Source organism: Collinsella phocaeensis (assembly GCF_900119895.1).
GTDB classification, from domain to species: Bacteria; Actinomycetota; Coriobacteriia; order Coriobacteriales; family Coriobacteriaceae; genus Collinsella; species Collinsella phocaeensis.
On the sequence record NZ_FQLR01000004.1, the window covers coordinates 1,556,199 to 1,578,397 of the forward strand.

Annotated in this window: 19 protein-coding genes; 6 read left to right on the forward strand and 13 right to left on the reverse strand. The window is 68.0% G+C overall.

Going from position 1 to position 22,199, the window contains the following annotated elements; all coding sequences use genetic code 11:
- Positions 1–12: 12 nt before the first annotated feature.
- From queA to BQ7355_RS08780, 3 genes are all read right to left on the reverse strand, one after another.
- Positions 13–1,191, reverse strand: coding sequence for a tRNA preQ1(34) S-adenosylmethionine ribosyltransferase-isomerase QueA (gene queA / locus BQ7355_RS08770; RefSeq protein WP_072415828.1), 1,179 nt, complete (start codon positions 1,189–1,191; stop codon positions 13–15).
- A gap of 198 nt (positions 1,192–1,389) precedes the next feature.
- Positions 1,390–1,980, reverse strand: a complete 591-nt coding sequence (locus BQ7355_RS08775; protein WP_072415829.1) for an epoxyqueuosine reductase QueH — start codon at positions 1,978–1,980, stop codon at positions 1,390–1,392.
- Entirely contained in the window at positions 1,980–2,606 is a 627-nt protein-coding gene (locus tag BQ7355_RS08780) for a DUF3267 domain-containing protein (protein ID WP_072415830.1), read from the reverse strand. The genes BQ7355_RS08775 and BQ7355_RS08780 overlap by 1 nt, the downstream gene beginning before the upstream one ends.
- A gap of 66 nt (positions 2,607–2,672) precedes the next feature.
- On the opposite strand from BQ7355_RS08780, the gene BQ7355_RS08785 reads away from it, so the two are divergent.
- From BQ7355_RS08785 to BQ7355_RS08795, 3 genes are all read left to right on the forward strand, one after another.
- Positions 2,673–4,829: a class I tRNA ligase family protein gene (locus tag BQ7355_RS08785; RefSeq protein WP_072415831.1), complete on the forward strand. Its 2,157-nt coding sequence runs from the start codon at positions 2,673–2,675 to the stop codon at positions 4,827–4,829.
- Between the two features lie 209 nt (positions 4,830–5,038).
- Positions 5,039–5,575 carry a GNAT family N-acetyltransferase gene (locus tag BQ7355_RS08790; protein ID WP_072415832.1) on the forward strand — a complete coding sequence of 179 codons (537 nt, stop codon included), beginning with the start codon at positions 5,039–5,041 and terminating at the stop codon, positions 5,573–5,575.
- Positions 5,576–5,578: 3 nt separating this feature from the next.
- Positions 5,579–6,409 (forward strand): methyltransferase domain-containing protein, encoded by an 831-nt coding sequence (locus BQ7355_RS08795; RefSeq protein ID WP_072415833.1) that lies wholly within the window; start codon positions 5,579–5,581, stop codon positions 6,407–6,409.
- A gap of 75 nt (positions 6,410–6,484) precedes the next feature.
- On the opposite strand, the gene BQ7355_RS08800 is transcribed toward BQ7355_RS08795, so the two are convergent.
- The 3 genes from BQ7355_RS08800 to BQ7355_RS08810 all read right to left on the reverse strand — a co-directional run bounded on the left by BQ7355_RS08800 (position 6,485) and on the right by BQ7355_RS08810 (position 10,508).
- A complete protein-coding gene (locus tag BQ7355_RS08800) occupies positions 6,485–8,269 on the reverse strand; it encodes an ABC1 kinase family protein (RefSeq protein WP_083581678.1) in 1,785 nt (594 codons plus the stop codon).
- A gap of 8 nt (positions 8,270–8,277) precedes the next feature.
- The gene (locus BQ7355_RS08805; protein ID WP_072415835.1) at positions 8,278–8,733 is read right to left on the reverse strand and encodes a hypothetical protein; all 456 of its coding nucleotides are present in this window, start codon (positions 8,731–8,733) and stop codon (positions 8,278–8,280) included.
- Between the two features lie 137 nt (positions 8,734–8,870).
- The gene (locus tag BQ7355_RS08810) at positions 8,871–10,508 is read right to left on the reverse strand and encodes a C69 family dipeptidase (RefSeq protein ID WP_072415836.1); all 1,638 of its coding nucleotides are present in this window, start codon (positions 10,506–10,508) and stop codon (positions 8,871–8,873) included.
- A 202-nt stretch (positions 10,509–10,710) separates the two neighbouring features.
- On the opposite strand from BQ7355_RS08810, the gene BQ7355_RS08815 reads away from it, so the two are divergent.
- Both BQ7355_RS08815 and BQ7355_RS08820 read left to right on the forward strand, forming a co-directional pair.
- Positions 10,711–10,941 carry a cold-shock protein gene (locus BQ7355_RS08815; RefSeq protein ID WP_072415837.1) on the forward strand — a complete coding sequence of 77 codons (231 nt, stop codon included), beginning with the start codon at positions 10,711–10,713 and terminating at the stop codon, positions 10,939–10,941.
- Between the two features lie 170 nt (positions 10,942–11,111).
- Complete coding sequence (locus BQ7355_RS08820) at positions 11,112–11,324, forward strand: hypothetical protein (RefSeq protein WP_072415838.1); 213 nt, start codon at positions 11,112–11,114, stop codon at positions 11,322–11,324.
- Positions 11,325–11,437: 113 nt separating this feature from the next.
- Here BQ7355_RS08820 and folD read toward each other — a convergent pair whose 3' ends face one another.
- From folD to BQ7355_RS08855, 7 genes are all read right to left on the reverse strand, one after another.
- Positions 11,438–12,298, reverse strand: a complete 861-nt coding sequence (folD, locus tag BQ7355_RS08825; RefSeq protein ID WP_072415839.1) for a bifunctional methylenetetrahydrofolate dehydrogenase/methenyltetrahydrofolate cyclohydrolase FolD — start codon at positions 12,296–12,298, stop codon at positions 11,438–11,440.
- 145 nt (positions 12,299–12,443) lie between these two features.
- The gene (locus BQ7355_RS08830; protein ID WP_072415840.1) at positions 12,444–14,111 is read right to left on the reverse strand and encodes a formate--tetrahydrofolate ligase; all 1,668 of its coding nucleotides are present in this window, start codon (positions 14,109–14,111) and stop codon (positions 12,444–12,446) included.
- A gap of 186 nt (positions 14,112–14,297) precedes the next feature.
- Positions 14,298–15,356, reverse strand: coding sequence for a Holliday junction branch migration DNA helicase RuvB (gene ruvB / locus BQ7355_RS08835; protein WP_072415841.1), 1,059 nt, complete (start codon positions 15,354–15,356; stop codon positions 14,298–14,300).
- Positions 15,356–15,967: a Holliday junction branch migration protein RuvA gene (ruvA, locus tag BQ7355_RS08840; RefSeq protein WP_072415842.1), complete on the reverse strand. Its 612-nt coding sequence runs from the start codon at positions 15,965–15,967 to the stop codon at positions 15,356–15,358. The genes ruvB and ruvA overlap by 1 nt, the downstream gene beginning before the upstream one ends.
- Entirely contained in the window at positions 15,964–16,488 is a 525-nt protein-coding gene (gene ruvC / locus BQ7355_RS08845; protein WP_072415989.1) for a crossover junction endodeoxyribonuclease RuvC, read from the reverse strand. The genes ruvA and ruvC overlap by 4 nt, the downstream gene beginning before the upstream one ends.
- 80 nt (positions 16,489–16,568) lie before the next feature.
- Positions 16,569–18,548 carry a carbon-nitrogen hydrolase family protein gene (locus tag BQ7355_RS08850; protein WP_072415843.1) on the reverse strand — a complete coding sequence of 660 codons (1,980 nt, stop codon included), beginning with the start codon at positions 18,546–18,548 and terminating at the stop codon, positions 16,569–16,571.
- A 131-nt stretch (positions 18,549–18,679) separates the two neighbouring features.
- Positions 18,680–19,039 (reverse strand): desulfoferrodoxin family protein, encoded by a 360-nt coding sequence (locus BQ7355_RS08855; RefSeq protein ID WP_072415844.1) that lies wholly within the window; start codon positions 19,037–19,039, stop codon positions 18,680–18,682.
- Between the two features lie 254 nt (positions 19,040–19,293).
- Between BQ7355_RS08855 and uvrA the strand changes: the two genes are divergently transcribed.
- Complete coding sequence (uvrA, locus tag BQ7355_RS08860; RefSeq protein ID WP_072415845.1) at positions 19,294–22,182, forward strand: excinuclease ABC subunit UvrA; 2,889 nt, start codon at positions 19,294–19,296, stop codon at positions 22,180–22,182.
- Positions 22,183–22,199: the final 17 nt, after the last annotated feature.

Here is a 22,199-nt window from a genome sequence, read left to right on the forward strand (position 1 = left end):
CCTGTGCGACTCCTATTCGATGAGCATCGCGTCGCCGAAGCTGAAGAAGCGGTACCGCTCCTCCACCGCCGCCTCGTAGGCGGCCATGATCTGCTCGCGCGTCGCGAACGCCGAGACGAGCATCATGAGCGTCGAGCGCGGCACGTGGAAATTGGTGATCATCGCATCGACCACATGGAACGTGGAGCCGGGCATGAGGTAGAGGTTGGTGGTCGCGTCCTCGCGCACGGCGATGTCGCCGCGGCCGCACACGGCGGCGGAATCGGGCGCGTCCTCGAAACGACGCGCGCACACCGCGGGGTCGGCAGCCGGGACGTCGGCCTCCCACGAGCTCTCCAGCGAGCGCACGGCGGTCGTGCCGACGGCGATCACGCGATGCCCCGCCGCCTTCGCGGCGCGAACCGCCTCGACCGTCTCCGCCGGCACGTGGTAGCGCTCGGTATGCATGACGTGCTCGGTGGGGTCGTCCTCCTCCACCAGGCGGAAGGTGTCGATGCCGACCTCGAGCTCGACGGTCTCGAAGCGCACGCCCTTCTCCTCGATGCGCTCGATGAGCTCGGGCGTGAAATGCAGGCCCGCGGTGGGAGCCGCGGCGCTATGCTCCTCCTCCATGGCGTAGACGGTCTGGTACTTCTCGGGATCGCCCTCGTAATCGGTGATATAGGGCGGCAGCGGCACGTGGCCCGCGGCGTGGATCGCCTCGTCGAGCGTGCGCAAGGAGCCGTCGGCGTTCTCCCCGACCGGCTCGAAGCGCACCAGGCGCCCGCCGCGGCTATCGTCGACGAACTCGAGGATGGTCGCGCGCAACACGACCGGAGCCCCCTCGGGCGCCAGGGCGCCGCCGGCGCGGTACTCGATCTCGGCACCGGGCTTCAGGCGCTTGCCCGGGTTCACCAGGCACTCCCACACGGCCCCCATCGGATCGACGTCCTCGCGGCGATTCAACAGCAGGGTCTCCGCCGTACCGCCCGTCGGCTTCCTGCCGATGAGGCGGGCGGGCATGACGCGGGTCTTGTTCGCGACCAGCACGTCGCCCGGCTCCAGGTAATCGATGATATCGCGGAAGATGCGGTGGTCGATGGAGCCGTCGCCGCGATGCAGCACGAGCAGGCGGCAGGAGTCGCGCGGCTCGGCGGGCGCCTGGGCGATGAGCTCGTCGGGAAGGTTGTAATCGAAATCGTCGGTACGCATATGCGCTCCTCGTACGGGAAACTTCACTCTCACAGCGCCCCATGATAGCGCGCGGGCGGGACGGGGGCCGGCGGCGCGGGCGGTCTGCACGCAAAAGCATGGATTGCGGGGCTTCGGGGGCACCGTGCGCCGGCATCCGGACGGAACGGCATACGGGCCCAAGTATCCGGGTCGCGCAAGGGCGGGGCAGCCATCCCGCTACGCGTGGGCCGCGCCCTTCGCCGCCTTGCGCTCATCGCGCAGGCGCGCGCGGTCGAGCGCGGCCTCGGCGGCGGAGAAGCGACATCCGCAGTAGTTCTGACGGTACATGCCGAGCTCCCGCGACCGGCGCGTCGCCTCCGGGTACCAGGGGCGGAAGTCCCGGATGACCGGCGTGAGGCCATGGGCGGCAGCCAAGCGCTCGAGCACGTCGTTGCAGGTGTCGAACAGCTGGTAGGGCGAGACGGCGAGCGTCGTGGCCACATGGGTGAACCCTTCGCGCTCGGCGACGCGGCACGCCTCGGCAAGCCGCAACGCGTAGCAGGCGCGGCAGCGGCGCTGACGGTCGCGAGCGCCGATCGGCGCCACCCCGCGCTCCCAGCGCCCGCGGTCCTCGCCCGCCTCGATGAGCCGGATGCCCATGCCCTCGCACCAGCGCCGAAGCTCGCCCAAGCGCCGGTCGTGTTCCTCGACGGGCTGGATGTTGGGATTCGTCCAGCAGATCGTGGGCTCGAAACCCTCCTCGACAAGCAGCCGCACCGGCTCCAGCGAGCAGGGCGCGCAGCATGCATGAAGCAGCAGCCTCGTCATCATCCCTCCGTTTCGCGCGGGGCCGCCGCAAAGAACGCGACGCCCCACGAGGTGTCCTCGCAATACGCGATCGAGCGGTCCCGCCGTATCGCGCGCGCATATCCCCAGTCGCCCGTGCAGCCCGCCAGGTGGACGGACACCGTCACCAGCGTCCACAGCGGCCAGGCGAGCGCCGCGCCGACACCGACAAGGCACGCCGTGACAACGAACGTGGGCGCGAGCGCGATGACCAGATAGGACCGCCTCGTGTACACGACCCCCTCGGCGGCGGCGTACAGCATGCCCTGCTGCAAGTCGGCGCCGAATCCAACATGCGTGCCCGGCGGTGCGAACAGCTTGAACAGGGCGGCGTGCACGAGCTCGTGCACGCCGAGCGGAGCAAGCGTGCCCGCCGCGAGGGCGGCGAGCCACGCCCCGACACCCGGGACGCCGTCCGTGCCCCCGGCGACAGGCTCGATCGGCGGCAGGGGCAGGGACGTGAACGACGCGAGCGCGTACCACGCGGCGCACGCCGCGAGGCCGAGCGCGACGACGGCGCCGGACGCACGGACCATCCGGGCACGAAAGCGCTCGTCTTCGAATATGCGTATCTCCCCGATTTTAACCATGCCTTCCAACACGATCATCCACCCCGCTCGATGTGCGATAATGTTGCGCCATGCATACGAAAGATACCGGAAAAGGAGCCTTCCATGGCACAGAATCTTAGCCGCACGGAACGCGTGAGCTGGCCGCGCCGCGCCGTCGTCACCGCCGGCATGCCCTACGGCAACAAGGGCCTGCACTTCGGCCACGTGGGCGGCGTCTTCGTGCCCGCAGACTTCTACGCCCGCTTCCTGCGCGACCGCCTGGGCCGCGAGAACGTGATCTTCGTCTCGGGCACCGATTGCTACGGCTCCCCCATCATGGAGGGCTTCCGCAAGCGCCGCGAGGCGGACGGCTACGACAAGCACATCTCCGACTACGTGCGCGAGAACCACGACAGCCAGGAAGCCGATCTGGCCAGCTTCGGCGTGTCCTGCGACCTGTACGCCGGCAGCGCGCTGGAGCCCGCAGTCCATATCCACGAGGCCATGACGGCAGAGCTCGTCGAGCGCCTGCACGAGCAGGGCAAGCTCACCAAGATGAGCACCAAGCAGTTCTACGACCCTGCCGCCGGGCAGTTTCTGAACGGTCGCCAGGTCCTCGGCCGCTGCCCCATCCAGGGCTGCAAGTCCGAGAAGGCCTACGCCGATGAGTGCGACCTGGGCCACCAGTTCGAGCCCGAGGAGCTCATCGCCCCCAAGAGCGCGCTGACCGGCGAGACGCCCGAGCTCGTTCCGGTCGACAACCTCTACTTCGACCTGCCCGCCTACACCGAGTACATGCGCGAGCACGCCGAGCGCTTGGCCGCCGACCCCACGGTTCGCTCCGTGGTTTCGAAGACCATGGAGGAATGGCTCGATGCCCCGCGCCTCTTCATCCAGGTCAAGTTCCGCGACGAGTTCGAGGCCGTCCGCGCCGAGCTGCCCGCCCACGAGGTCATCGAGGCCGAGGGCAACAAGGGCTCGTTCACGGTGGTCTTCCCCACCTGGCGCGAGCGCGACGAGGCCCACGAGGTGCTCAACCGCGCCGGCGTGCGCTTCCGCTCCGGCAAGGCGCTCGTACCCTTCCGCATCTCGGGCAACGTCGAGTGGGGCGTGCCCCTGCCCGACATCGACGGGTGCCACGACCTCACCGCGTGGGTGTGGCCCGAGAGCCTCTGGGCGCCCATCAGCTTCACCCGTGCCGTGCTCGCCCGCGATGCCGCCAGGCTCGAAGCTGCGGGCACGCCCGAAACGGAGCTCGCGACGACCGCCGTCGCGGATGCGAGGCTCGTCGGCGACGCCCCCGCCATGATCATGGATGAGCCCGCCTACACGCACGCCAGCCTGGACTGGCGCGACTGGTGGGCGAGCGAGGACGCCCGCGCCTACCAGTTCATCGGCCAGGACAACATCTACTTCTACTGCATCGCGCAATCCGGCATGTGGGAGGCGCTCGACTGGAACATGCAGCAGTCGTGCGTCGCCGCGAACTACCACATCCTGTACATGGGCAAGAAGGCGAGCTCCAGCTCCCAGACCCCGCCGCCGCTGGCGCACGAGATGCTCGAGCACTACACCCCCGAACAGCTCCGCGCCCACTGGCTGTCGCTCGGCCTGGGCGAGAAGCCCGTCAGCTTCTCCCCGAAGGCGTTCGATACGCGCGAGACCGGCAAGGACAAAGACGGCAACCCCGTCCTCGCGCGCGACGACAAGCGCGTGATCGATCCCGCTCTCAAGGAGGGCGCGCTGCTCACCGGCGTGTTCAACCGCCTTGCCCGCTCCTGCTTCTACGGCGTCGCCGAGAAGGACGGCGATACGGCCGCCTACCGCACCGGCCGCATCCCCGCAGGCGCCCCGTCGCCCGCGGTCGTCACCGAGACCGAGCAGGCGATCCTCGCCTTCGAGCAGGCCATGTACACCTTCGAGCTGCACCACGCCCTCGGCGTGTGCGACGAGCTCCTGCGCTCCGCCAACAAACGCTGGAGCGATGCCTCCAAGGCGGCGAAGAACGCCGAGGACGACGGAGCCATGGCGCAGGCGCTCGTCGACGCCTTCCATCAGCTGCGCGCCGCAACGGTGCTCATGCACGGCATCGTGCCCGCGGGCTGCGAGAAGATCTGCGAGCACTTCGCCATCGCCCCCGAGGCCTTCTTCTCGTGGGACAACATCTTCAAGACCAGCGACGAACTCGTCACCGGGCTCGGCGAGCAGCCGGGCGAACACAGGGTCAAGCCGCTGCCGCCTCGCTTCGACTTCTTCGAGAAGCACCCGAGCCAGTTCTAGGCCGCCTGGCTCGGGGAGGGGCGGGACCGACCGTATATCATCCGTGCTCGGGCAGTCCTGGCTCACGACGAAGGCCCCACTGGGGCCTTCTGTTCGTGCGGAATCTGCGCGCGGATGATATACGGTCGGTCCCGCCCCTCCCCGAGCCCACAGATAGGTATTGGCTCGCGATTCTCTCAGACACACTATTTGTTGAAAGGGGGCCATGCATGGCCATCACCATCCGGCAGACGCTTGACTCCGACGTCGCCGCCGCCGAAGCCTGCCTTTCCGACGGGAAGCGCGCGCTTGCAGCGATGGGGATCCCCCAATGGCAGGACGAGTACCCCAATCGCATCGACATCGAAGCCGACAGGGCACAGGGAGCCTCGTATGTCGCCGTCGATGATGACGGGACGGTCCTGGGCGTCATGGCGCTCTCCTTCGATGGGGAGGAGACCTACGACGCCATCGATGGCGCCTGGCTCACCGAGTCCACGAGCCGTGCGGCGACCTATGCGGTCATCCACCGCTGCGCCGTCAGCGCGCAGGCCGCCCGCGGCGGCGTCATGACCGCGATGTTCTCCGAAGGAGAGCGCATCGCCCGCGGCCGCGGCGCGCTGAGCATGCGCATCGACACCCATGAGCGCAACGTCCCGATGCGGGGGCTCGTGGGCAAGCTCGGCTACGAGCGCTGCGGCGTCATCACCCTCCCCTACGAAGGCGGGCGCGACCCCCTGCGCATCGCCTACGAGAAGGTCCTGTAGGCCATGACCCGCGCCGGTATCCAGAAGCATCTCGACATCGCGCCGCTGCTGCGCTGCCCCATCTGCGGGTCGGACCTGCATGCGCGCACGGCCTCAGTCGCCTGCGCGGCGGGGCACGATTTCGCCGTATCGTCCAAGGGGTTTCTCACGCTTATGGCGCGACCCGTCGCCCTCAAGGGCTATGACGGGCACTTCTTCGAGAGCCGGCGGCGCGTCCTCGACGCCGGCTACTACGACGCCGTGCGCGACGCGCTCGTGGAGGAGACCGCGTCCTTCGGCCCCGGCTCCCTCGTCGTGGATGCCGGATGCGGAGAAGGCACCTACGCGAAGGCCGTGTCGCGCGCGCATGGATGCGATGCCATCGGCCTTGATCTTGCCCGGGACGGCATCCGTTGCGCGGCGCGCGGCGGCGGGCGCGAGCGCTGGCTTATCGCCGACCTCGCGCGCATCCCGCTGCGCGACCACGTGGCCGACGCCGTCCTCAACGTCTTCACCCCGGCGAACTACGCCGAATTCAAGCGCGTGCTCAAGCCGGACGGCGTGTTGATCAAGGTTGTTCCCGCCGAACGGCACATGGTCGAGCTGCGGCAGCTTGCGGCCGAGCACCTCGCCCATGCGCCCTTCGACGATCACGGCGTGGCAGAGCACCTCGCGCGGCACATGCGCATCGCATCGCGGCGGCGCATCACGCAGACCTCGCCGGTCTGCCGGCAAGACGCCGGAGACCTCATCCGCATGAGCCCCGTCGCCTTCGATATAGCCGAGGGCCAGCTCGACCTGGACGCGCTGGCCTCCATAACCGTCGACGCCGAGATCATCGTCGCGCGGCCGTAAGAACGCGAAACCGCGCCCCTCTGCGTCGCATCGGGCGCAGAGGGGCGCGGCGGAAGGAAGGCCGTCCCGCCGCGGCTACCTGCCGGCGTGACTGTTGCGCCAGATCTCGCGCCCCAGCCCCAAAGCCAGGATGAGCGCGCTGGTGTACCCAAGGAAGCCGATGACCGGTATGCCGAAGATGACCGGCTCGATCTTGGCGTAGTAGACCACCGAGGACCCGATGAAGAGGCCCGCGATGACGATGGCCATGGACATGCGATCGACGATGCCGCCGAGACGTCGGAGCACCTGCTCGCTGCCGAGCACCTGGGCGTTGATCTTGAGCTGGCCGCGCGTGAGCATCCGAGATGCCAGTCCTAGCTGCTCAGCCGCCTCCAACTGCCCGCGGACCGCGCGCAGCGAGGCGCCAGCAAGCTCCTCGACGCCCTCCTGCAGCCGCTGATAGGAGCTCTTCTCGTGCTTGATGTGCGCCGAGATGATCTCAATCATGTTGACGTTGGGCATGTACTCGGTGAGCAGGCCCTCGAGCGTGACCATGCCGCGCGCAAACAGGGTGACCACGCTCGGAAGCTCGATGTCGTTTTTGCGCGCGAGGCTCACGAGCGAGGTGAGGAACTCGCCGATATCGAGGTCCTTCAGGTCGAGGCCCGCGAAGTCGGCGATGATGAAATCGAGGTCGGACAGAAACGTGGAGTGGTCGAGCTCCGAGGAATCGCCGCGCGTCACCGCGAAGCGCATGAGGGAGTCCTTCAGCTTGGGAACATCGCCCTCGGCCACCGAGAAGATCATGTCCTTCACGATGCCGCGGTCATGGCTCGACATGCGGCCGACCATCCCGAGGTCGATGAAGTTGACCTCGCCGTCCTTCAGAATGATGTTGCCCGCATGCGGGTCGGCGTGGAAGAACCCATCGTCGAGCACCTGCGTGGCGTAGTCCTCGACGATCATCGAGCCGATCTTCTCAAGATCGTAGCCCGCGGCGCGCAAGCCGTCTGGATCGGCAATCGAGATCCCCTCGATGTAGTCCATCACCACGATATGCTCGGTGCAGTACGCCAGGTACGAGCGAGGACAGGAGATGCCGCGCGTACAGGCATGGAATCGATAGAAATCGTCCAGGTTGCGGGCCTCCATGAGGAAGTTGGTCTCCTCGCGGAAGGACTGCCAAAGCTCCTCGATGACGCCTTTGAGATCGATGAACTGATCGGTCTTCACGAACTTCGACGCATGGCGCACGATGGACCGCATGATGTCGATATCCTGGGCCATGACCTGCTGGGCGCCGGGGCGCTGAACCTTCACGGCGACATCCTCGCCCGTCACCAAGCGGGCGCGATGGACCTGCGCGAGCGACGCGCTGCCGAGCGGGCGGCGATCGATCTCGGAGAATATCTCGTTCAGCGGACGGTCGTACTCCGCCGCGAGGCAGTCGTGCACCACCGCGAACGGAACCGGCTCGACGTCGCTGCGCAGGCGCCTGAGCTCATCGCAGTACTCCTGGGGAAGGATCTCGGAGCGGTTCGCCAGAATCTGCCCCATCTTGACGAACATGGGGCCGAGCTCTTCCAGCAGATGGCGCAGGCGGCGCGGCGTGATATCGTGCCACACCTCGTACTTCCGCGCGAGGCGAAAGATCTCACCGATGCGGCGGCGCCTGCCCACCGCGGTGAGCTGGAACTGCTCTGAGGGCGCCATGGAATCGGGCTCGTCCGGGAAGGCGTCGACCGCGCGGGGACGACGGTGCAGCGAGCGCAGCGCCTCCTCCACGCCGTCGAGCACCACGGTGTCCTCGGGCGACAACTTGGCCGCCGGCCCCTGTGCCGCCGTGCTCTTTTGGGTTGGTTCGGGTTCAGATGCCATGGGATAAGCTACTCGCCCTGCTCAGCCGTATCCGCGCCAGCGTCCTCGACCTCGACGGATTCCACGGGAACGGACACGGGGCCGTCCTCGACGGAATCCACCAGCTCGCGAACGTGAGCGATAAACGCCGTGCGCTCGGAAGCACCCATGGTGCGCACGCGGGCCACGATGAGCTCATCCAGAATGCGCTCGGCCGCGGTCTCGCCCTGAGCGCCAAGGCGCTCGGTGACATCGGTGAACATGCCGCCGGCCTGTTCGAAGATATCGGACATGGAGCGGGCGAAATCCGGCGTGGCGGGATCGTGGCGGACCTCATCGCCCTTCGCGTTCAAATTGTTCAGAACCTCCTCGCCGCGCGCGTTGAGGTTCTCGAGAACCTCCTTGCCGCGCTCAGCCGTGATGGCCGCAGCTCCAAAACCGATGTTGACCATGCCGTTCACGAGCTCTTCGAATTTCGTAGCCATAGGGGCCTCCTTCTCGCATGCCGCCCGACGGGGCGACGCCGTATTGTTGCCTTGTACCCGCTCGCGGGCCCGCGTACCCCGCGAGCGGAGACGGGAACGCGCCGTGCCGGCAAGCGGGCCGGCACGGCGCGAGACCGTTAGTTATCGGACCTGGCGAATGCGTTCTTCATCGCCAGGCTCGTCTGGAACAGCACGCGCCCGAGCAACGCGTCCGTCTCGTCGCGCAGGATATCCGCCATGCGCTCGTTGGCGCGGGCGAGCTCAGCCGGAACCGCCGCGGGCTCAATCCCGCGACACGCGGAATCGGTCTCGCGCAGCACCCTATGGCCGATGCCGCCGATCTTTTCCTGATAGCGCTCGATGTGCGCGGCATTCTCGTGGAAACGCGCATCTGCCAAGGCGGCGATGAGGCGGTTGGACCAGTAGAAGCTGTCCGTGCTCACGCGCTCGGTGGTGTTGGAAAGGTACTCCGGCATCGTATCCACGTTGCCGTACAGCGGGAAGAGCGCGTTGAACGGATTCGAGCCAAACGCCATCCACTGGATGCAGGACAGCTCCGGTGCCACATAGGGACGGATCTGGAGCACGGCGAGCTGCCCGTTGCGGTTGATGCCGATCGGGCGGTACGCGCGGCGCGTGTCCTCGGTGCCCCAGCGCCCGTAGCAGTCGTACGGGGTGCCCTGATAATGGGCGGAGAGCACGTACTTCACGTCCTCGATGGTCAGCTTCCGCTCGGGCACGCGGCTCCAGGGGATGTCGTCGGACTCGGGGTGCAGGTCGGCCTCCGGGCCGTCCCAAGCGTCGTGCGGGTTGAGGCAGCGCTGCATGAACCAGGCGCGCGGCGTGTTGTACACATGGTCGGAGTCGCTATGCGACCCGAACGCCTCGCGCGGGTTGAACACGTCGCCCGCATCGACGGCGCGCTCGAGGTCGGAGATCAACTCCTCCAGGCTGAACGGCAGCAGCGAGCCGTCTTCGTCCTCCTCATCCGGCTCGTCGTCGGCGAAGTACTCCGCATCGAAGATGTCCTCGGCGTCGAAACGGCGCGAAAGAGTGAGGTTGAGGTGGTTCTCTTCCATCCAGCTGCGCAGATCCGGGCTGGCCATATGCTCGACCTGGGCGCCCTCGGCGTCAGCCAGGTCGAAGAAGTCGATGCCGAGCTGGTTGGGCATCGTCACGTAGGCGTCATCGGGCACGCGCTTGGCGATCCAATGGTGCCCGCCGATCGTCTCGAGCCACCAGATCTCGTCGACATCGGAAAACGCGATGCCGTTCATCTCGTAGGTCCCGTACCGCTCGAGCAGAGAGCCCAGGCGCTCGACGCCTTCGCGCGCGGAACGGATATACGGCAGCACGAGCGTGACGAAGTCCTCCTCGCCCAGGCCGCCCGGAACGGCGGGCACATAACCCTCCTGCCCCTCTACGCCCCGTGCGGGAACGTACTCGACGAGCGGGTCGGCTCCGAGGACGCGCTCGTTGCTCGTGATCGTCTCCGTAGCGGACATGCCCACGTTGGCCGTGTTGAAGCCCGCGGCCGCCCAAACGCCATGGCCCGGCAGCGCATCCGGAACACTCGTATAGCGCATCGGCTCCTCGGAAAGCTCGATCGTGAGATGGGAGGCGGTGCTCGTGTACACGCGGGGCTGGTCCTGGGGCAGCACGACCTGCATGCGCTTGGGCTCGAACTGGCCGCCGGGCGAATCCTCGTTGCGCGCGACGATCGTGGAGCCGTCGTAGCTCGCTTCCTTGCCGATGAGAATGGTCGTGCAGGCCATATGCGTTCCTCCTAAGGCTTGCTGGCGAGACGCCGCCGGTAACTTCCCGTCCAGTGTACCCCGCGCGGGCATTCCTTTCCGTCGTGTTGCAAGAATCGATTCTCGCGAAGCGCTGCGGCAGGACGGGGGTAGGATTTATCCTGCATCGCGCTCGCGGTGCAGATCGCATACCCCTCACGCGGGGCGAACAGAAAGGTAGCGTATGGCAACCGGCACTCTCACCAAATCCTTCTTCAAGGAGAAGGGCTTCGGCTTCATCACCCCCGACGACGCGCCCGAGAACAGCAGGCATTCCGACGTCTTCGTGCACTTCAGCGCCCTGCAGATGGACGGTTACAAGATCCTCGACGAGGGCGACCGCGTCGAGTACGAGGTCGGCCCCGGCAAGAAGCCCGGCGAGACCCAGGCGATCAACGTCCGCAAGATCGGCTAACGCGACCCTACAGCGCTCGACGCACGGGACGGCCCTCGGCCGTCCTTTTTCATGCGCCAACCGCCTACCGACCCGCTGCGCCGCTCAAGGTCGAAACACGCCCCGATTCGATGGACACGCGAACGGGTAGGAATACCTCGAGAAACGTCCCCGTCGACAAGGAGGCCGGCATGTATCCCAGCAGCTACGACATCTACGCGGTGCTCGTCCAGCTCGCCTTCTCCCTCGTTCCCAAGCTCATCCTTGGCCTCATCCTCCTGGTCCCGACGTATTTCGTCGTGCGCCAAGCGGTCCGCGCGGGGATCCGCCTTGCCGGCGAGGATGCGAAACGGACCGGGAGCGCAGCGACGGGCGGCGATACGACCAAGCGAGCGGAACGTTGAGGCAACCGTCGATCGAAAAGGAACCGGGAGAACCCAACGAGGGGAGCGGCCTCAAGCGGCCGCTCCCCCTCCTCATCCATGCGCTGAGATGCACGGTGATCCCCTTGTAGAAGCTAGGCCAAACCGTGCTGGATCTTCGCCGCGAGCGCGACGTTGCTCATGAGCATCGCGCGCGTCATCGGTCCGACGCCTCCGGGGACGGGCGTGATGTGCCCCGCGACGAGCTCCGCCGAGGCGAAGTCGACGTCTCCGCAGAGCTTCCCGTCCTCGTCGCGATCCATGCCCACGTCGATCACGGCGGCACCCGGTTTCACCCACGGCCCCTTGACCATCTTGGGGATGCCGCAGGCCGCCACGAGGATATCGGCGCTCTGGCAGATCCGCGCCAACTCGCGCGGATCGGTGTGCGAATGGGCGACGGATATGGTCGCGTTCCGGGCGAGCAGCATGAGGGACATGGGCTTGCCCACGATCGACGAACGGCCCACGATGACCGCGTTTTTGCCCGCCGGGTCGATACCGTAGGCATCGAGCATCTCCATGATGCCCGCCGGGGTGCAGGGCCGCAGGCCGGGAAGTCCGCGAACGAGCCTGCCGAGGCTCTCGGGGTGAAATCCGTCGACGTCCTTCAGCGGGTCTATCGCGAGGACCACCTGCTCCTCGTCCAGATGCGCGGGAAGCGGCATCTGGACGAGGATGCCCGCGACGTCCGCATCGGCGTTCAGGCGCGCGATGAGGGCCATGAGCTCCTCTTGGGTGGTATCGGCGGGGAGCTTGTAGTCATGCGAGGGTATGCCGCACAGCTCGCAGTCGCGCAGCTTGGCGCGCACGTAGGTGGCGGAACCCTGGTCGTTGCCGACGAGCACGACCGCCAGGCCGCAGGGAATGCCGCGCGATGCGAGCTCGGCCACCTCGGCGGCGGCGCGCTCGCGCACCTCGACCGCCAGCTTCTTTCCGTCGATTATCGTTGCCAAAGAAATCGCTCTCTCCTAGATCGAATGATCGGGCCGGACGTGCGCCAGGGGGGGCGTGCCCGATGGCGCACGTCTGCACGGGATCGGCGGCGCGCGCCATGGGAGCTATCTCCCTTTAGCACGCGCCGCGTCGCGCGCAGGCTGTTTAGAACAGGCCCGTGATGACGCCGGCGTCGTCCACGTCGATGTTCTCCGCGGCGGGGACCTTCGGCAGGCCGGGCATCGTGAGGACGTTGCCCGTGAGCGCCACCACGAAATGGGCGCCCGCGCTCACCTTGAGCTCGCGCACGGTGATGCGGAAGCCCTCGGGCGCACCGAGCAGCCTGTCCTGATCGCTAAACGAGTACTGGGTCTTCGCCACGCACACGGGAAGGTTGCCGAATCCGTTGGCGCGCAGCTCGGCAAGCTGTCGCTTGGCGGCGGGGGTGAAATCGACGCCGTCGGCGCGGTAGATCTTGGTGGCGACCACCTCGAGCGCATCGGCGACGTCGGCGCCGTCCTCATAGGCGAAACGGAAGTCGCTGGGCTGTTCGACCAGGCGCATCACCTCGTCTGCGAGATCGAGCGCCCCCTCGCCGCCCTTGGCCCAAACCTCGGAGAGGCGGACGTTCACGCCGAGCTTCTCGCACTCCTTCGCGATGAGGTCGAGCTCGGCTTCCGTATCGGACGGGAAGCGGTTGATGGCGACCACGCACGGCAGGCCGTAGACGCTCTGGATGTTGTCGACGTGGCGGAGCAGGTTGGGCATGCCCGCCCGCAGCGCCTCGAGGTTCTCCTCATTGAGGTCGGCCTTGGCGACGCCCCCGTTGTATTTGAGGGCGCGCGCGGTAGCGACCACGACCACCGCATCGGGGCGGATGCCCGTCATGCGACACTTGATGTCGAGGAACTTCTCGGCACCCAGATCGGCGCCGAAGCCCGCCTCGGTGATTGCCACGTCGCCGAAGCGCATGGCCATGCGCGTGGCCATGATGGAGTTGCATCCGTGGGCGATGTTGGCGAACGGACCGCCGTGCACGAACGCCGGCGTGTGCTCGAGCGTCTGGACAAGGTTGGGCTTGAGCGCGTCCTTCAGGAGCGCGGCCATGGCGCCCTGCGCCTTGAGCTGGCTAGCACGGACGGGCTCGCCGGCGTAGCTGTAGCCGACGACGATATCGCCCAGGCGCGCCTTGAGGTCGGAGATGGAGGTCGAAAGGCAGAGGATGGCCATGATCTCGGATGCGACCGTGATGTCGAAGCCGTCCTCGCGCGGCACGCCCTGGGCCTTGCCGCCGATGCCGTCGATCACGTGGCGCAGCTGGCGGTCGTTCATGTCGACGACGCGCTTCCACGTGATGCGCTTGACGTCGATGCCCAGCGCGTTGCCCTGCTGGATATGGTTGTCGAGCATGGCGGCGAGCAGGTTGTTCGCAGCGCCGATGGCGTGGAAGTCACCGGTGAAGTGCAGGTTGATGTCCTCCATCGGGACGACCTGGGCCCAACCGCCGCCGGCGGCGCCGCCCTTGACGCCGAACACGGGGCCGAGGGAGGGCTCGCGCAGCGCCACGGCGCTCTTGATCCCGCGGCGGCGCAACGCGTCCGCCAGGCCGATCGTCGTGGTGGTCTTGCCCTCGCCCGCGGGCGTGGGGTTGATCGCCGTGACGAGGACCAGCTTTGCCTTATGGTTGTCTTCCTCGTTCAAAAGCGAATAGTCGACCTTCGCCTTGTCGAAGCCATACGGGATGAGGTGCTTCGTATCGACCCCGGCCGCCTCGGCGACCTCGGCGATGGGAAGCGGCGTCACGGAATGCGCGATCTCGATATCGGTCATCATGGTGTCATGGTCCCTTCGTTTCGAGGAATAACCCGTCCAGCATAGCATGGGCGCACAAGGGGCTGCGGCACCTCGCAAACGGCCAAAAATTGTCCGCACCGCCCGCCGGACCGCGATCGTCGGCAGGCGCCGCGCCCGAGGCGCTGGACCGGCAGGGGCACCGGGCCGCCCGTGAGCGCGGGGGCGCTATTGCCCGTGCGGCTCCAGCCCCAGGTGCTCGAACGCGACGGCGGTGCCCATGCGACCCTGCGGGGTGCGGATGATGAGGCCTCGCTGCAGGAGATAGGGCTCGTACACGTCCTCGAGCGTGTTGGGGTCCTCTCCCACCGCGCTGGCGAGCGTGGACAGGCCCACGGCGCGGCCGCGGAACGTCTTGCAGAGCGTCTCCAGGATCCGGATATCCATCCAGTCGAGCCCGAGCTCGTCGATCTCGAAGAACGCCATGGCCTCCCGAGCGATGTCCAAATCGATCGCGCCGCCGCCGCGCACCTGGGCGTAGTCGCGCACGCGCTTGAGCAGTCGGTTCGCGAGACGCGGCGTCCCGCGCGAGCGCGACCCGATCTCGCAGGCGGACGCGCGGTCGATCTGAACCCCCAGGATGCCGGCGGATCGGGTGACGATATCGGCGAGGTTGTCGATGGAGTAGTAGTCCAGCCTGAAGGAAATGCCGAAGCGGTCGCGCAGCGGCCCGGTCAGCATGCCGGAGCGCGTGGTTGCCCCCACCAGCGTGAAATGCGGGATATCGAGACGGATCGAGCGGGCCGCGGGCCCCTTTCCGATCACGATATCCAAGGCGAAGTCCTCCATCGCGGGATAGAGGATCTCCTCGACCTGCCGGTTGAGCCGATGAATCTCGTCGATGAACAGCACGTCACCGGGCTGCAGGTTGGTGAGGATGGCGGCAAGGTCCCCGGTCCGCGCGATGGCGGGACCGGACGTGGTCTTGATCTGCGCGCCCATCTCGTTGGCCAGGACCGCGGCAAGCGTCGTCTTGCCGAGGCCGGGAGGCCCCGAGAAGATGACATGGTCCAGGCATTCCCCGCGGGTCTGTGCCGCCTCGATGAGAATGCGGAGGCTCTGCTTGATGTGGTCCTGACCGCAGTAGTCTTCAAGCAGCTGCGGTCGAAGACCGCGCTCGACATCGAGGTCGTCGCGCGTGAGGTTGCCCGTCACGAAGCGCTCCGTTCCCCCGTCGGAGCGGGGCGCATCCGCCCACAGGTCCTGGGAGTCGTCGGCTTCCCACATCACGCATCAGCCCCCAAGCGCCGCAGGGCCGCGGCGAGCAGGTCCTCGACGCGGCCCTGCGCGTCCGCGCCCTCGAGCGAAAGCTCCGCCTCCTGCGGGCTGAACCCCATGGCGAGAAGCGCCGCACGCACGTCATCGAGTGCCGCAGGGGCCGCGGGGGCGATCTGGGCGGGGGCGGCGGGCGCCGATATCCCCGAAAGCTCGCGGTCCTTGGCGAAAACGCCCTTGAGCTCGAGGATGAGCCGCTGGGCGGTCTTCTTGCCAACCCCCGGCACCCTGGACATGGCCTTATCGTCCTCCGCGCAGACCACCGCGTACAGCTGATCGACGGAATATGTCGAGAGCACGGCGAGCGCCAGGCGCGGGCCCACGCCCGACACGGCGACCAGCCGGTCGAACATGGCTCGCTCGGTCGCCGAGGAGAAGCCGAACAGGGCCAGCGCATCCTCACGGACCTGCAGCCGGCAGTGCAGCCTGCAGGACTCCCCCGGGCACGGGAGCGCCGCCGCCGTGGTGGCAGAGATGCCGAGCTCGAATCCGACACCACCCACATCGAGGACGGCGACGCTCGGCGTGGCCGATACGAGCGTGCCGGTAAGCAGGGTGATCATACGTATCCGTTTCCTCTCTGCTGGACGTAGGCGCCCTGGGTGAGCGCTCCGGTTCGACGGAGATGGGCATGGCACACAGCGCAGGCCAGGGCATCCGCCGCGTGGTCGGGATGAGGGTCGTGGTCGAGATGGAGCAGCGTCCGGACCATGTAGGTGACCTGACGCTTGTCTGCCGACCCGGTCCCCACGACGGACTGCTTGATCTGCATGGGCGTGTACTCGCCGAGCTCGACGCCGCAGAGCGAGACGGCGACCAGGGCGGCGCCGCGCGCATGGGCGGTCGGGATGGCCGAGCGAACGTTGGCGCCGAAGTACACGCTCTCCACGGCCGCCTCGTCCGGGCGGTAGCGCTCAACCACCTGTCGCAGCTCGTCGGCGATATGGCGCAGGCGAACCGGCAAGTCGCTACCGGCTGACGTATGGATGCAGCCGTAGGCGCGGCAACGCACCTCGCCAGCACGCTCCTCGACGATCCCCCAGCCGGTGTTTGCCAAGCCGGGGTCGATTCCCAGAATAACGATTCCCATCACCCCGCCCTCGTCCACGAACATCTGTTCTTATACTACCTGCCGGAACCGGAGGGCGCAAGGACGGCTTCGTATCAGTTCTGCGAGAAGAACGGGTAATCGCCCGGCCTCGCGTCGGGCGATTCCTGCCCCGGGAAGACCGGACCCGACGGCATCTGCAGCTCGCCCTGGGAGACGGCGCGCTCGAGCTGGGCCCCCAGCTCCTCCATGTTCGCCTCGATGCGGGCCTGGCCCTCCTCGCTCATGAGCTGCTCGCGCTGTTCGGGCGTGAGGCCGAGCAGGTTGCCCAAAAGTCCCATGAACTCCGCCCGCATCCTCCGGCCGCGCTCGCCCGCCGCGCGCTCCGCGCGCTCGGTCTCGGCGCGCACGAGCTCGGCGATCGTGGACGGCCCCTCGCCGGAACCGCCGGTATCCGACCAGGCGAGGCCGATCGGCCACGCCCGCTCAGCGAGAGAGCGCGGAGACAGGACCGGGCACGGGGGGAGCACCCGGCGCGACGCCTCGCCCGCGCGCACGAGCGCGAGCAGCAGGGCGCGCGCACGGTCGTCCCCCTCGGCCCCCGGAAGCTCCTCGAACGGGAGGTTGCGGTCGATATGCGCCTCGAGGGCCCCGTCCACGAAGGAGGCGTCCGCACCCGCGAGCACCTCCCGCATCGCCCGCGCGCCCGTCCCGTCGCACGGGAACGACGAGACGGCCCGGTCCAGGATGCGGCGGACGCCCCGCTCGACCTCATCGAGGGCCATGAGCCGAGCGGGGAGCACGCTCGAGGTGCGGCTGCGATGCCGCGCGAGGAACTCCAGCGAGGAAAGGTACAGGTCGCCGAACGGCGCGACGGCGCACCACGGCGCCCCGTCGAGCGCGAGGCTCGCCGCGTCGAGCGCGGCGTCGGTCTTGGTGTGCGCGGACAGGACCGCGGCATCGAGCTCGCGGGCGACGTCGACGAGGCAGAGCATGCCGAGCGCGCGATCCATCCGACCGGCGCCGGCGCCCGATTCGTCGCGATCGAGCGTCTCGGGGGCGGCGGTGCGCTCGACGAGCCGGATCCCGAGGTTCGACGCCACGGCGCGGGCGCAGCCGAGGCGAGCGATCTCCTCCATGTGCTCGCGGGGAAGCGTCGCGCGCTCGCTGCCCAGGCTCACCCCGATCACGTTGCGCGGCCCGAGGGCATCGACGGCGAGCGCTGCGAGCAGGGAGGACGCAAGGTCCCCCTCGAGCGGCACGACGGCACGGGTCTCCCCGCGCGCGGCCAGGAAGTCGCGCAGATGCAAGATGAGAGCCTGCCACGTCCACTCCTCGCGACGGTAGGCCGGCAGCTCGTGCGACGCGACGGGCTCGACGGAGACGCCCCGGCGCACCTCTTGGACGAGCAGGTCCTCCTCGAAGGAGGGCGAGGCCGCCACAAGGGCACCGGAATCGTCCAGGACGAAGGAGCCCCCGGTGTACACCATGTCGTCGAACCCCCCGACCGGAGCCATGCACGCGAACCACGCCCCCGCCCGGCGCGCGAGCCTGCCGAACTCTCCGGACGCGACGGAAGCGACCGCCGCGGTCTCAGGGTCGGACGGACAGAAACCGTCGATCTGAAAGTACAGGACGAGGTCGCAGCCGTGCGGGAGCCGCTCGACGTCGCGCGCCGCATCGAACGTCACCGCGACCCGCACGCCGGAGACCTCGAACACAGGAGGCACCCAGGCATCGGGCGATGCGGGGCGCTGCGAGGCAAGCAGGGTGCGCGCGGGGACTGCGCGGCCGCGGCGCAGGACGAACGCCTCGACGAGCGGAGCGCCCTCGTACGACACCACGGCGGGAACCACGCAGGTCAGGGAAAGGTCCTCGAGGCGCCGTGCGAGCGCCGCAAGGCCCCCGACGAGCGCGCGCTCGTAGCCGGGGTACTCGATGAGGCCCGTGGGGGACATGCCGCAGAGCAGGGGCGCGGGGCAGCACAGCAGCCCGGCCCCCGCGCCATGGGCGAGACGCGCCTGGCTCTCCAGACGGTCGAGCACGCCCTCGATATCCCCGAGCCTCATGTCTATCTGCGCCAACGCGACCTTCATCGCCGCCTCCTCTTCATCGGTCACACCATCATACCCGCCCCGCCCCGCGCTGCCGGCCGGCAGAAAACGGGCCGCCCGCTCGAAGCGGACGGCCCGGACGCGGCACTGCGCCCCGCGGATCGCGCCGGATCCTAGAACGAGGCCTTCCAGAGCCCGTGCAGGTTGCAGTAGGCGTAGACGGTCCCGGTTTTCACGCCGCCGGCGAAGAACGTCACCGGGGTCTGGCCGGGCTTGAGGTAATGGAGCTCGAGGCGGTCGTCGGCCTCGAGAGCGATCCACTCGATGGAGTGCTCCTCCGTCATGGGATGGGCGACCTCGCCCACCTGGACGTGGATGATGTGGCCGTCGCGCTGGAGCTCGACCGAGGGGACGTGCTTCTCGGTCGCGGCGTCGACGGTGTTGGGCTCGAGCGCCTCGAAACCCGCCGGAGCCGGGGAACCCGAGACCGATGCGAGGAAGTTGCCGTCCGCATCCTTGTAAAACGTTGCCATATGCTTCTCCTATCCATAGGGCCGGTTACGTTCGCCCTTCATTATGCCCGCCCCCGCGACGGGCATACATCGCGGGCGCCGTCGCCCGGATCGATCGCGAAACGACACAGCCCCCACGCGGGCGCGAAGCGAGACGCGGCCCCGCCTGCGCGAGACGGCATGGGCTCGCCGTGGAGGAAGCGGTGAAATGCGAACACATGTCCGCGCATTGGGATAGAATGGTCCCGTATTCGACACCGTACGGGAGAAGTTCCATGTCCGATTCCTCAATCGTCATCCGGGGCGCGCGCGAGCACAATCTCCGCGGCATCGACGTCGAGATCCCCCGCGACCGCCTCACCGTCATCACCGGGCTCTCGGGCTCCGGCAAGTCGAGCCTCGCCTTCGACACCATCTACGCCGAGGGCCAGCGCCGGTACGTCGAGAGCCTCTCAAGCTATGCGCGCCAGTTCCTCGGCCAGATGGACAAGCCCGACCTCGACTCGATCGACGGCCTGTCGCCGGCGGTCTCCATCGACCAGAAGACGACCTCGAAGAACCCGCGCTCCACGGTGGGCACGGTCACCGAGATCTACGACTACCTCCGCCTGCTGTTCGCCCGCATCGGCACCCCCCACTGCCCCGAGTGCGGCCGCGTCATCGAGCGCCAGACGACCGACCAGGTCGCCGACAAGATCCTCGAGGCGGGACAGGGACGCCGCGCCTTCGTGCTCGCACCCGTCGTGGTCGGTCGCAAGGGGGAGTTCACCAAGCTGTTCGAGGACCTGCGCGGAGAAGGCTTCTCGCGCGTCCGCGTCGACGGCGAGGTGCGCGGCCTCGACGAGACCGTCGATCTCGACAAGAAGTTCAAGCACACCATCGAGGTCGTCGTTGACCGCATCGTCGTGCGCGACACGGGCCTCGGCCGCATCGCCGAGGCCGTGGAGCAGGCGACCAGGCTCGCGCACGGCAACGTGTCGGTATACCTGCTGCCCGACCGCGACGCCCCGGAGGGGGCGCAGGGAGATCTGCTCAGCTATTCCCTCGCGCTGGCCTGCCCCGAGCACGGGCACTCCATCGACGACCTCCAGCCGCGCGACTTCTCCTTCAACGCCCCTTACGGAGCATGCCCGGAATGCGACGGCCTGGGCTTCAAGAAGGTCGTCGACGCCGAGACCCTCATCGAGGACCCGAGCCTCTCGATCGACGAGGGCGTCTTCGGCTCCTTCTTCGGCAAATCCAACTACTACCCGCAGATCTTCCGCGCCCTGTGCGCGCATCTGGGCGTCGAGCCCTCGACGCCCTGGAAAGACCTCCCCGCCCGCGTGCGCAAGGTCTTCCTGGACGGCCTCGGCGACAAGAAGATGCGCGTCGACTACCGCACCCAGGACGGGCGGGACACCCACTGGCTCACCAAGTACTCCGGCGTGCGCAACATCCTGTACGAGCGCTACGTCGAGACGACGAACGAGAACACCAAGGCCAGGCTCGAGCGCTACATACGCGAGGAGCCCTGCACGAGCTGCCACGGCGCCCGCCTGCGACCCGAGATGCTCGCGGTCGCCGTGGGCGGCAAGTCCATCTACGACGTCTGCCGCATGAGCTGCCGCGAGTCCCTCGCGTTCTTCGAGGCCCTCGAGCTCACCGAGCGCCAGAGCTTCATCGGCGGGCGCATCGTGAAGGAGATCATGGAGCGCCTGCGGTTCCTGGTGGACGTCGGGCTGGATTACCTCACCCTAGATCGCGCCTCCGCCACGCTCTCCGGCGGAGAGGCCCAGCGCATCCGCCTCGCCACGCAGATCGGCGCCGGGCTCATGGGAGTCCTGTACATCCTCGACGAGCCCTCCATCGGCCTGCACCAGCGCGACAACGAGCGGCTCATCGCGACCCTGGAGCGCCTGCGCGATCTCGGCAACACGGTCATCGTGGTCGAGCACGACGAGGACACCATCCGCGCCGCGGACTACGTCGTGGACATGGGTCCCGGCGCCGGAGAGCACGGCGGCGAGGTCGTCTGCGCGGGCACGCCCGAGCAGATCGAGGCATGCCCCGCGTCGCTCACCGGCGCCTACCTCACCGGCGCCCGGATGATCGAGCTCCCGGCCGCGCGCCGCTCCCCCAAGCGGGGTGCCCTCACCGTACGCGGGGCATCGGCCAACAACCTCAAAAACGTCACCGCCAAAATCGAGTTCGGCACCCTCACCGTGGTCACGGGCGTCTCCGGCTCGGGAAAGAGCTCGCTGGTCACCGACACCATCGCCCCCGCGCTCACCAACGCGGTGCACCACTCCGCCCGTGTCGTCGGCCCGTACCGTGAGATCGAGGGCATCGACCAGATCGATAAGGTCATCGACATCGACCAGTCCCCCATCGGCCGCACCCCGCGCTCGAACCCCGCCACCTATATCGGGCTCTGGGACGACCTGCGCGCCCTGTTCGCGAGCACGCCGGAATCCAAGGCGCGCGGCTACTCGCCGGGCCGCTTCTCCTTCAACGTGAGCGGCGGGCGCTGCGAGGCGTGCCGGGGCGACGGCCAGATCAAGATCGAGATGCACTTCCTGCCCGACATCTACGTCCCCTGCGAGGTGTGCGGCGGCAAGCGCTACAACCGCGAGACCCTGGAGGTCACCTACCGGGGCAAGAGCATCTCCGACGTGCTGGAGATGAGCGTCACCGAGGCGCTCACGTTCTTCGGCAGCATCCCGCAGATCAAGCGCAAGCTGCAGACGCTCTACGACGTCGGCCTGGGCTATGTGCGCCTGGGGCAGCCCGCCACCACGCTCTCGGGAGGCGAGGCGCAGCGCGTGAAGCTCGCCAAGGAGCTTCACCGCCGGCAGACGGGAAAGACGTTCTACATCCTCGACGAACCCACGACGGGGCTGCACTTCGAGGACGTGCGCCAGCTCATCGACGTGCTGCAGCGCCTCGTCGACGCCGGCAACACGGTGCTCGTCATCGAGCACAACCTCGATGTCATCAAGGTCGCCGACCGCATCATCGACCTCGGCCCCGAGGGGGGCAGCGGCGGCGGCACGATCGTCGCCTCCGGTACGCCCGAACAGGTCGCGCGCGTCCCGGAGAGCTACACCGGCCGCTTCCTCGCGCCCATCCTCGAACGCGACCGCGCACGGATGGAAGCCCGCGACGCCGAGGCGACGAGCTAGCCCACGGGTCCCCTCCC

Bases quoted from the DNA above. Each gene is read 5' to 3' on its own strand.
- queA (WP_072415828.1), bottom strand. From the start codon at position 1,191: ATGCGTACCGACGATTTCGATTACAACCTTCCCGACGAGCTCATCGCC.
- BQ7355_RS08775 (WP_072415829.1), bottom strand. From the start codon at position 1,980: ATGACGAGGCTGCTGCTTCATGCATGCTGCGCGCCCTGCTCGCTGGAG.
- BQ7355_RS08780 (WP_072415830.1), bottom strand. From the start codon at position 2,606: ATGATCGTGTTGGAAGGCATGGTTAAAATCGGGGAGATACGCATATTC.
- BQ7355_RS08785 (WP_072415831.1), top strand. From the start codon at position 2,673: ATGGCACAGAATCTTAGCCGCACGGAACGCGTGAGCTGGCCGCGCCGC.
- BQ7355_RS08790 (WP_072415832.1), top strand. From the start codon at position 5,039: ATGGCCATCACCATCCGGCAGACGCTTGACTCCGACGTCGCCGCCGCC.
- BQ7355_RS08795 (WP_072415833.1), top strand. From the start codon at position 5,579: ATGACCCGCGCCGGTATCCAGAAGCATCTCGACATCGCGCCGCTGCTG.
- BQ7355_RS08800 (WP_083581678.1), bottom strand. From the start codon at position 8,269: ATGGCATCTGAACCCGAACCAACCCAAAAGAGCACGGCGGCACAGGGG.
- BQ7355_RS08805 (WP_072415835.1), bottom strand. From the start codon at position 8,733: ATGGCTACGAAATTCGAAGAGCTCGTGAACGGCATGGTCAACATCGGT.
- BQ7355_RS08810 (WP_072415836.1), bottom strand. From the start codon at position 10,508: ATGGCCTGCACGACCATTCTCATCGGCAAGGAAGCGAGCTACGACGGC.
- BQ7355_RS08815 (WP_072415837.1), top strand. From the start codon at position 10,711: ATGGCAACCGGCACTCTCACCAAATCCTTCTTCAAGGAGAAGGGCTTC.
- BQ7355_RS08820 (WP_072415838.1), top strand. From the start codon at position 11,112: ATGTATCCCAGCAGCTACGACATCTACGCGGTGCTCGTCCAGCTCGCC.
- BQ7355_RS08830 (WP_072415840.1), bottom strand. From the start codon at position 14,111: ATGATGACCGATATCGAGATCGCGCATTCCGTGACGCCGCTTCCCATC.
- ruvB (WP_072415841.1), bottom strand. From the start codon at position 15,356: ATGTGGGAAGCCGACGACTCCCAGGACCTGTGGGCGGATGCGCCCCGC.
- ruvA (WP_072415842.1), bottom strand. From the start codon at position 15,967: ATGATCACCCTGCTTACCGGCACGCTCGTATCGGCCACGCCGAGCGTC.
- BQ7355_RS08850 (WP_072415843.1), bottom strand. From the start codon at position 18,548: ATGAAGGTCGCGTTGGCGCAGATAGACATGAGGCTCGGGGATATCGAG.
- BQ7355_RS08855 (WP_072415844.1), bottom strand. From the start codon at position 19,039: ATGGCAACGTTTTACAAGGATGCGGACGGCAACTTCCTCGCATCGGTC.
- uvrA (WP_072415845.1), top strand. From the start codon at position 19,294: ATGTCCGATTCCTCAATCGTCATCCGGGGCGCGCGCGAGCACAATCTC.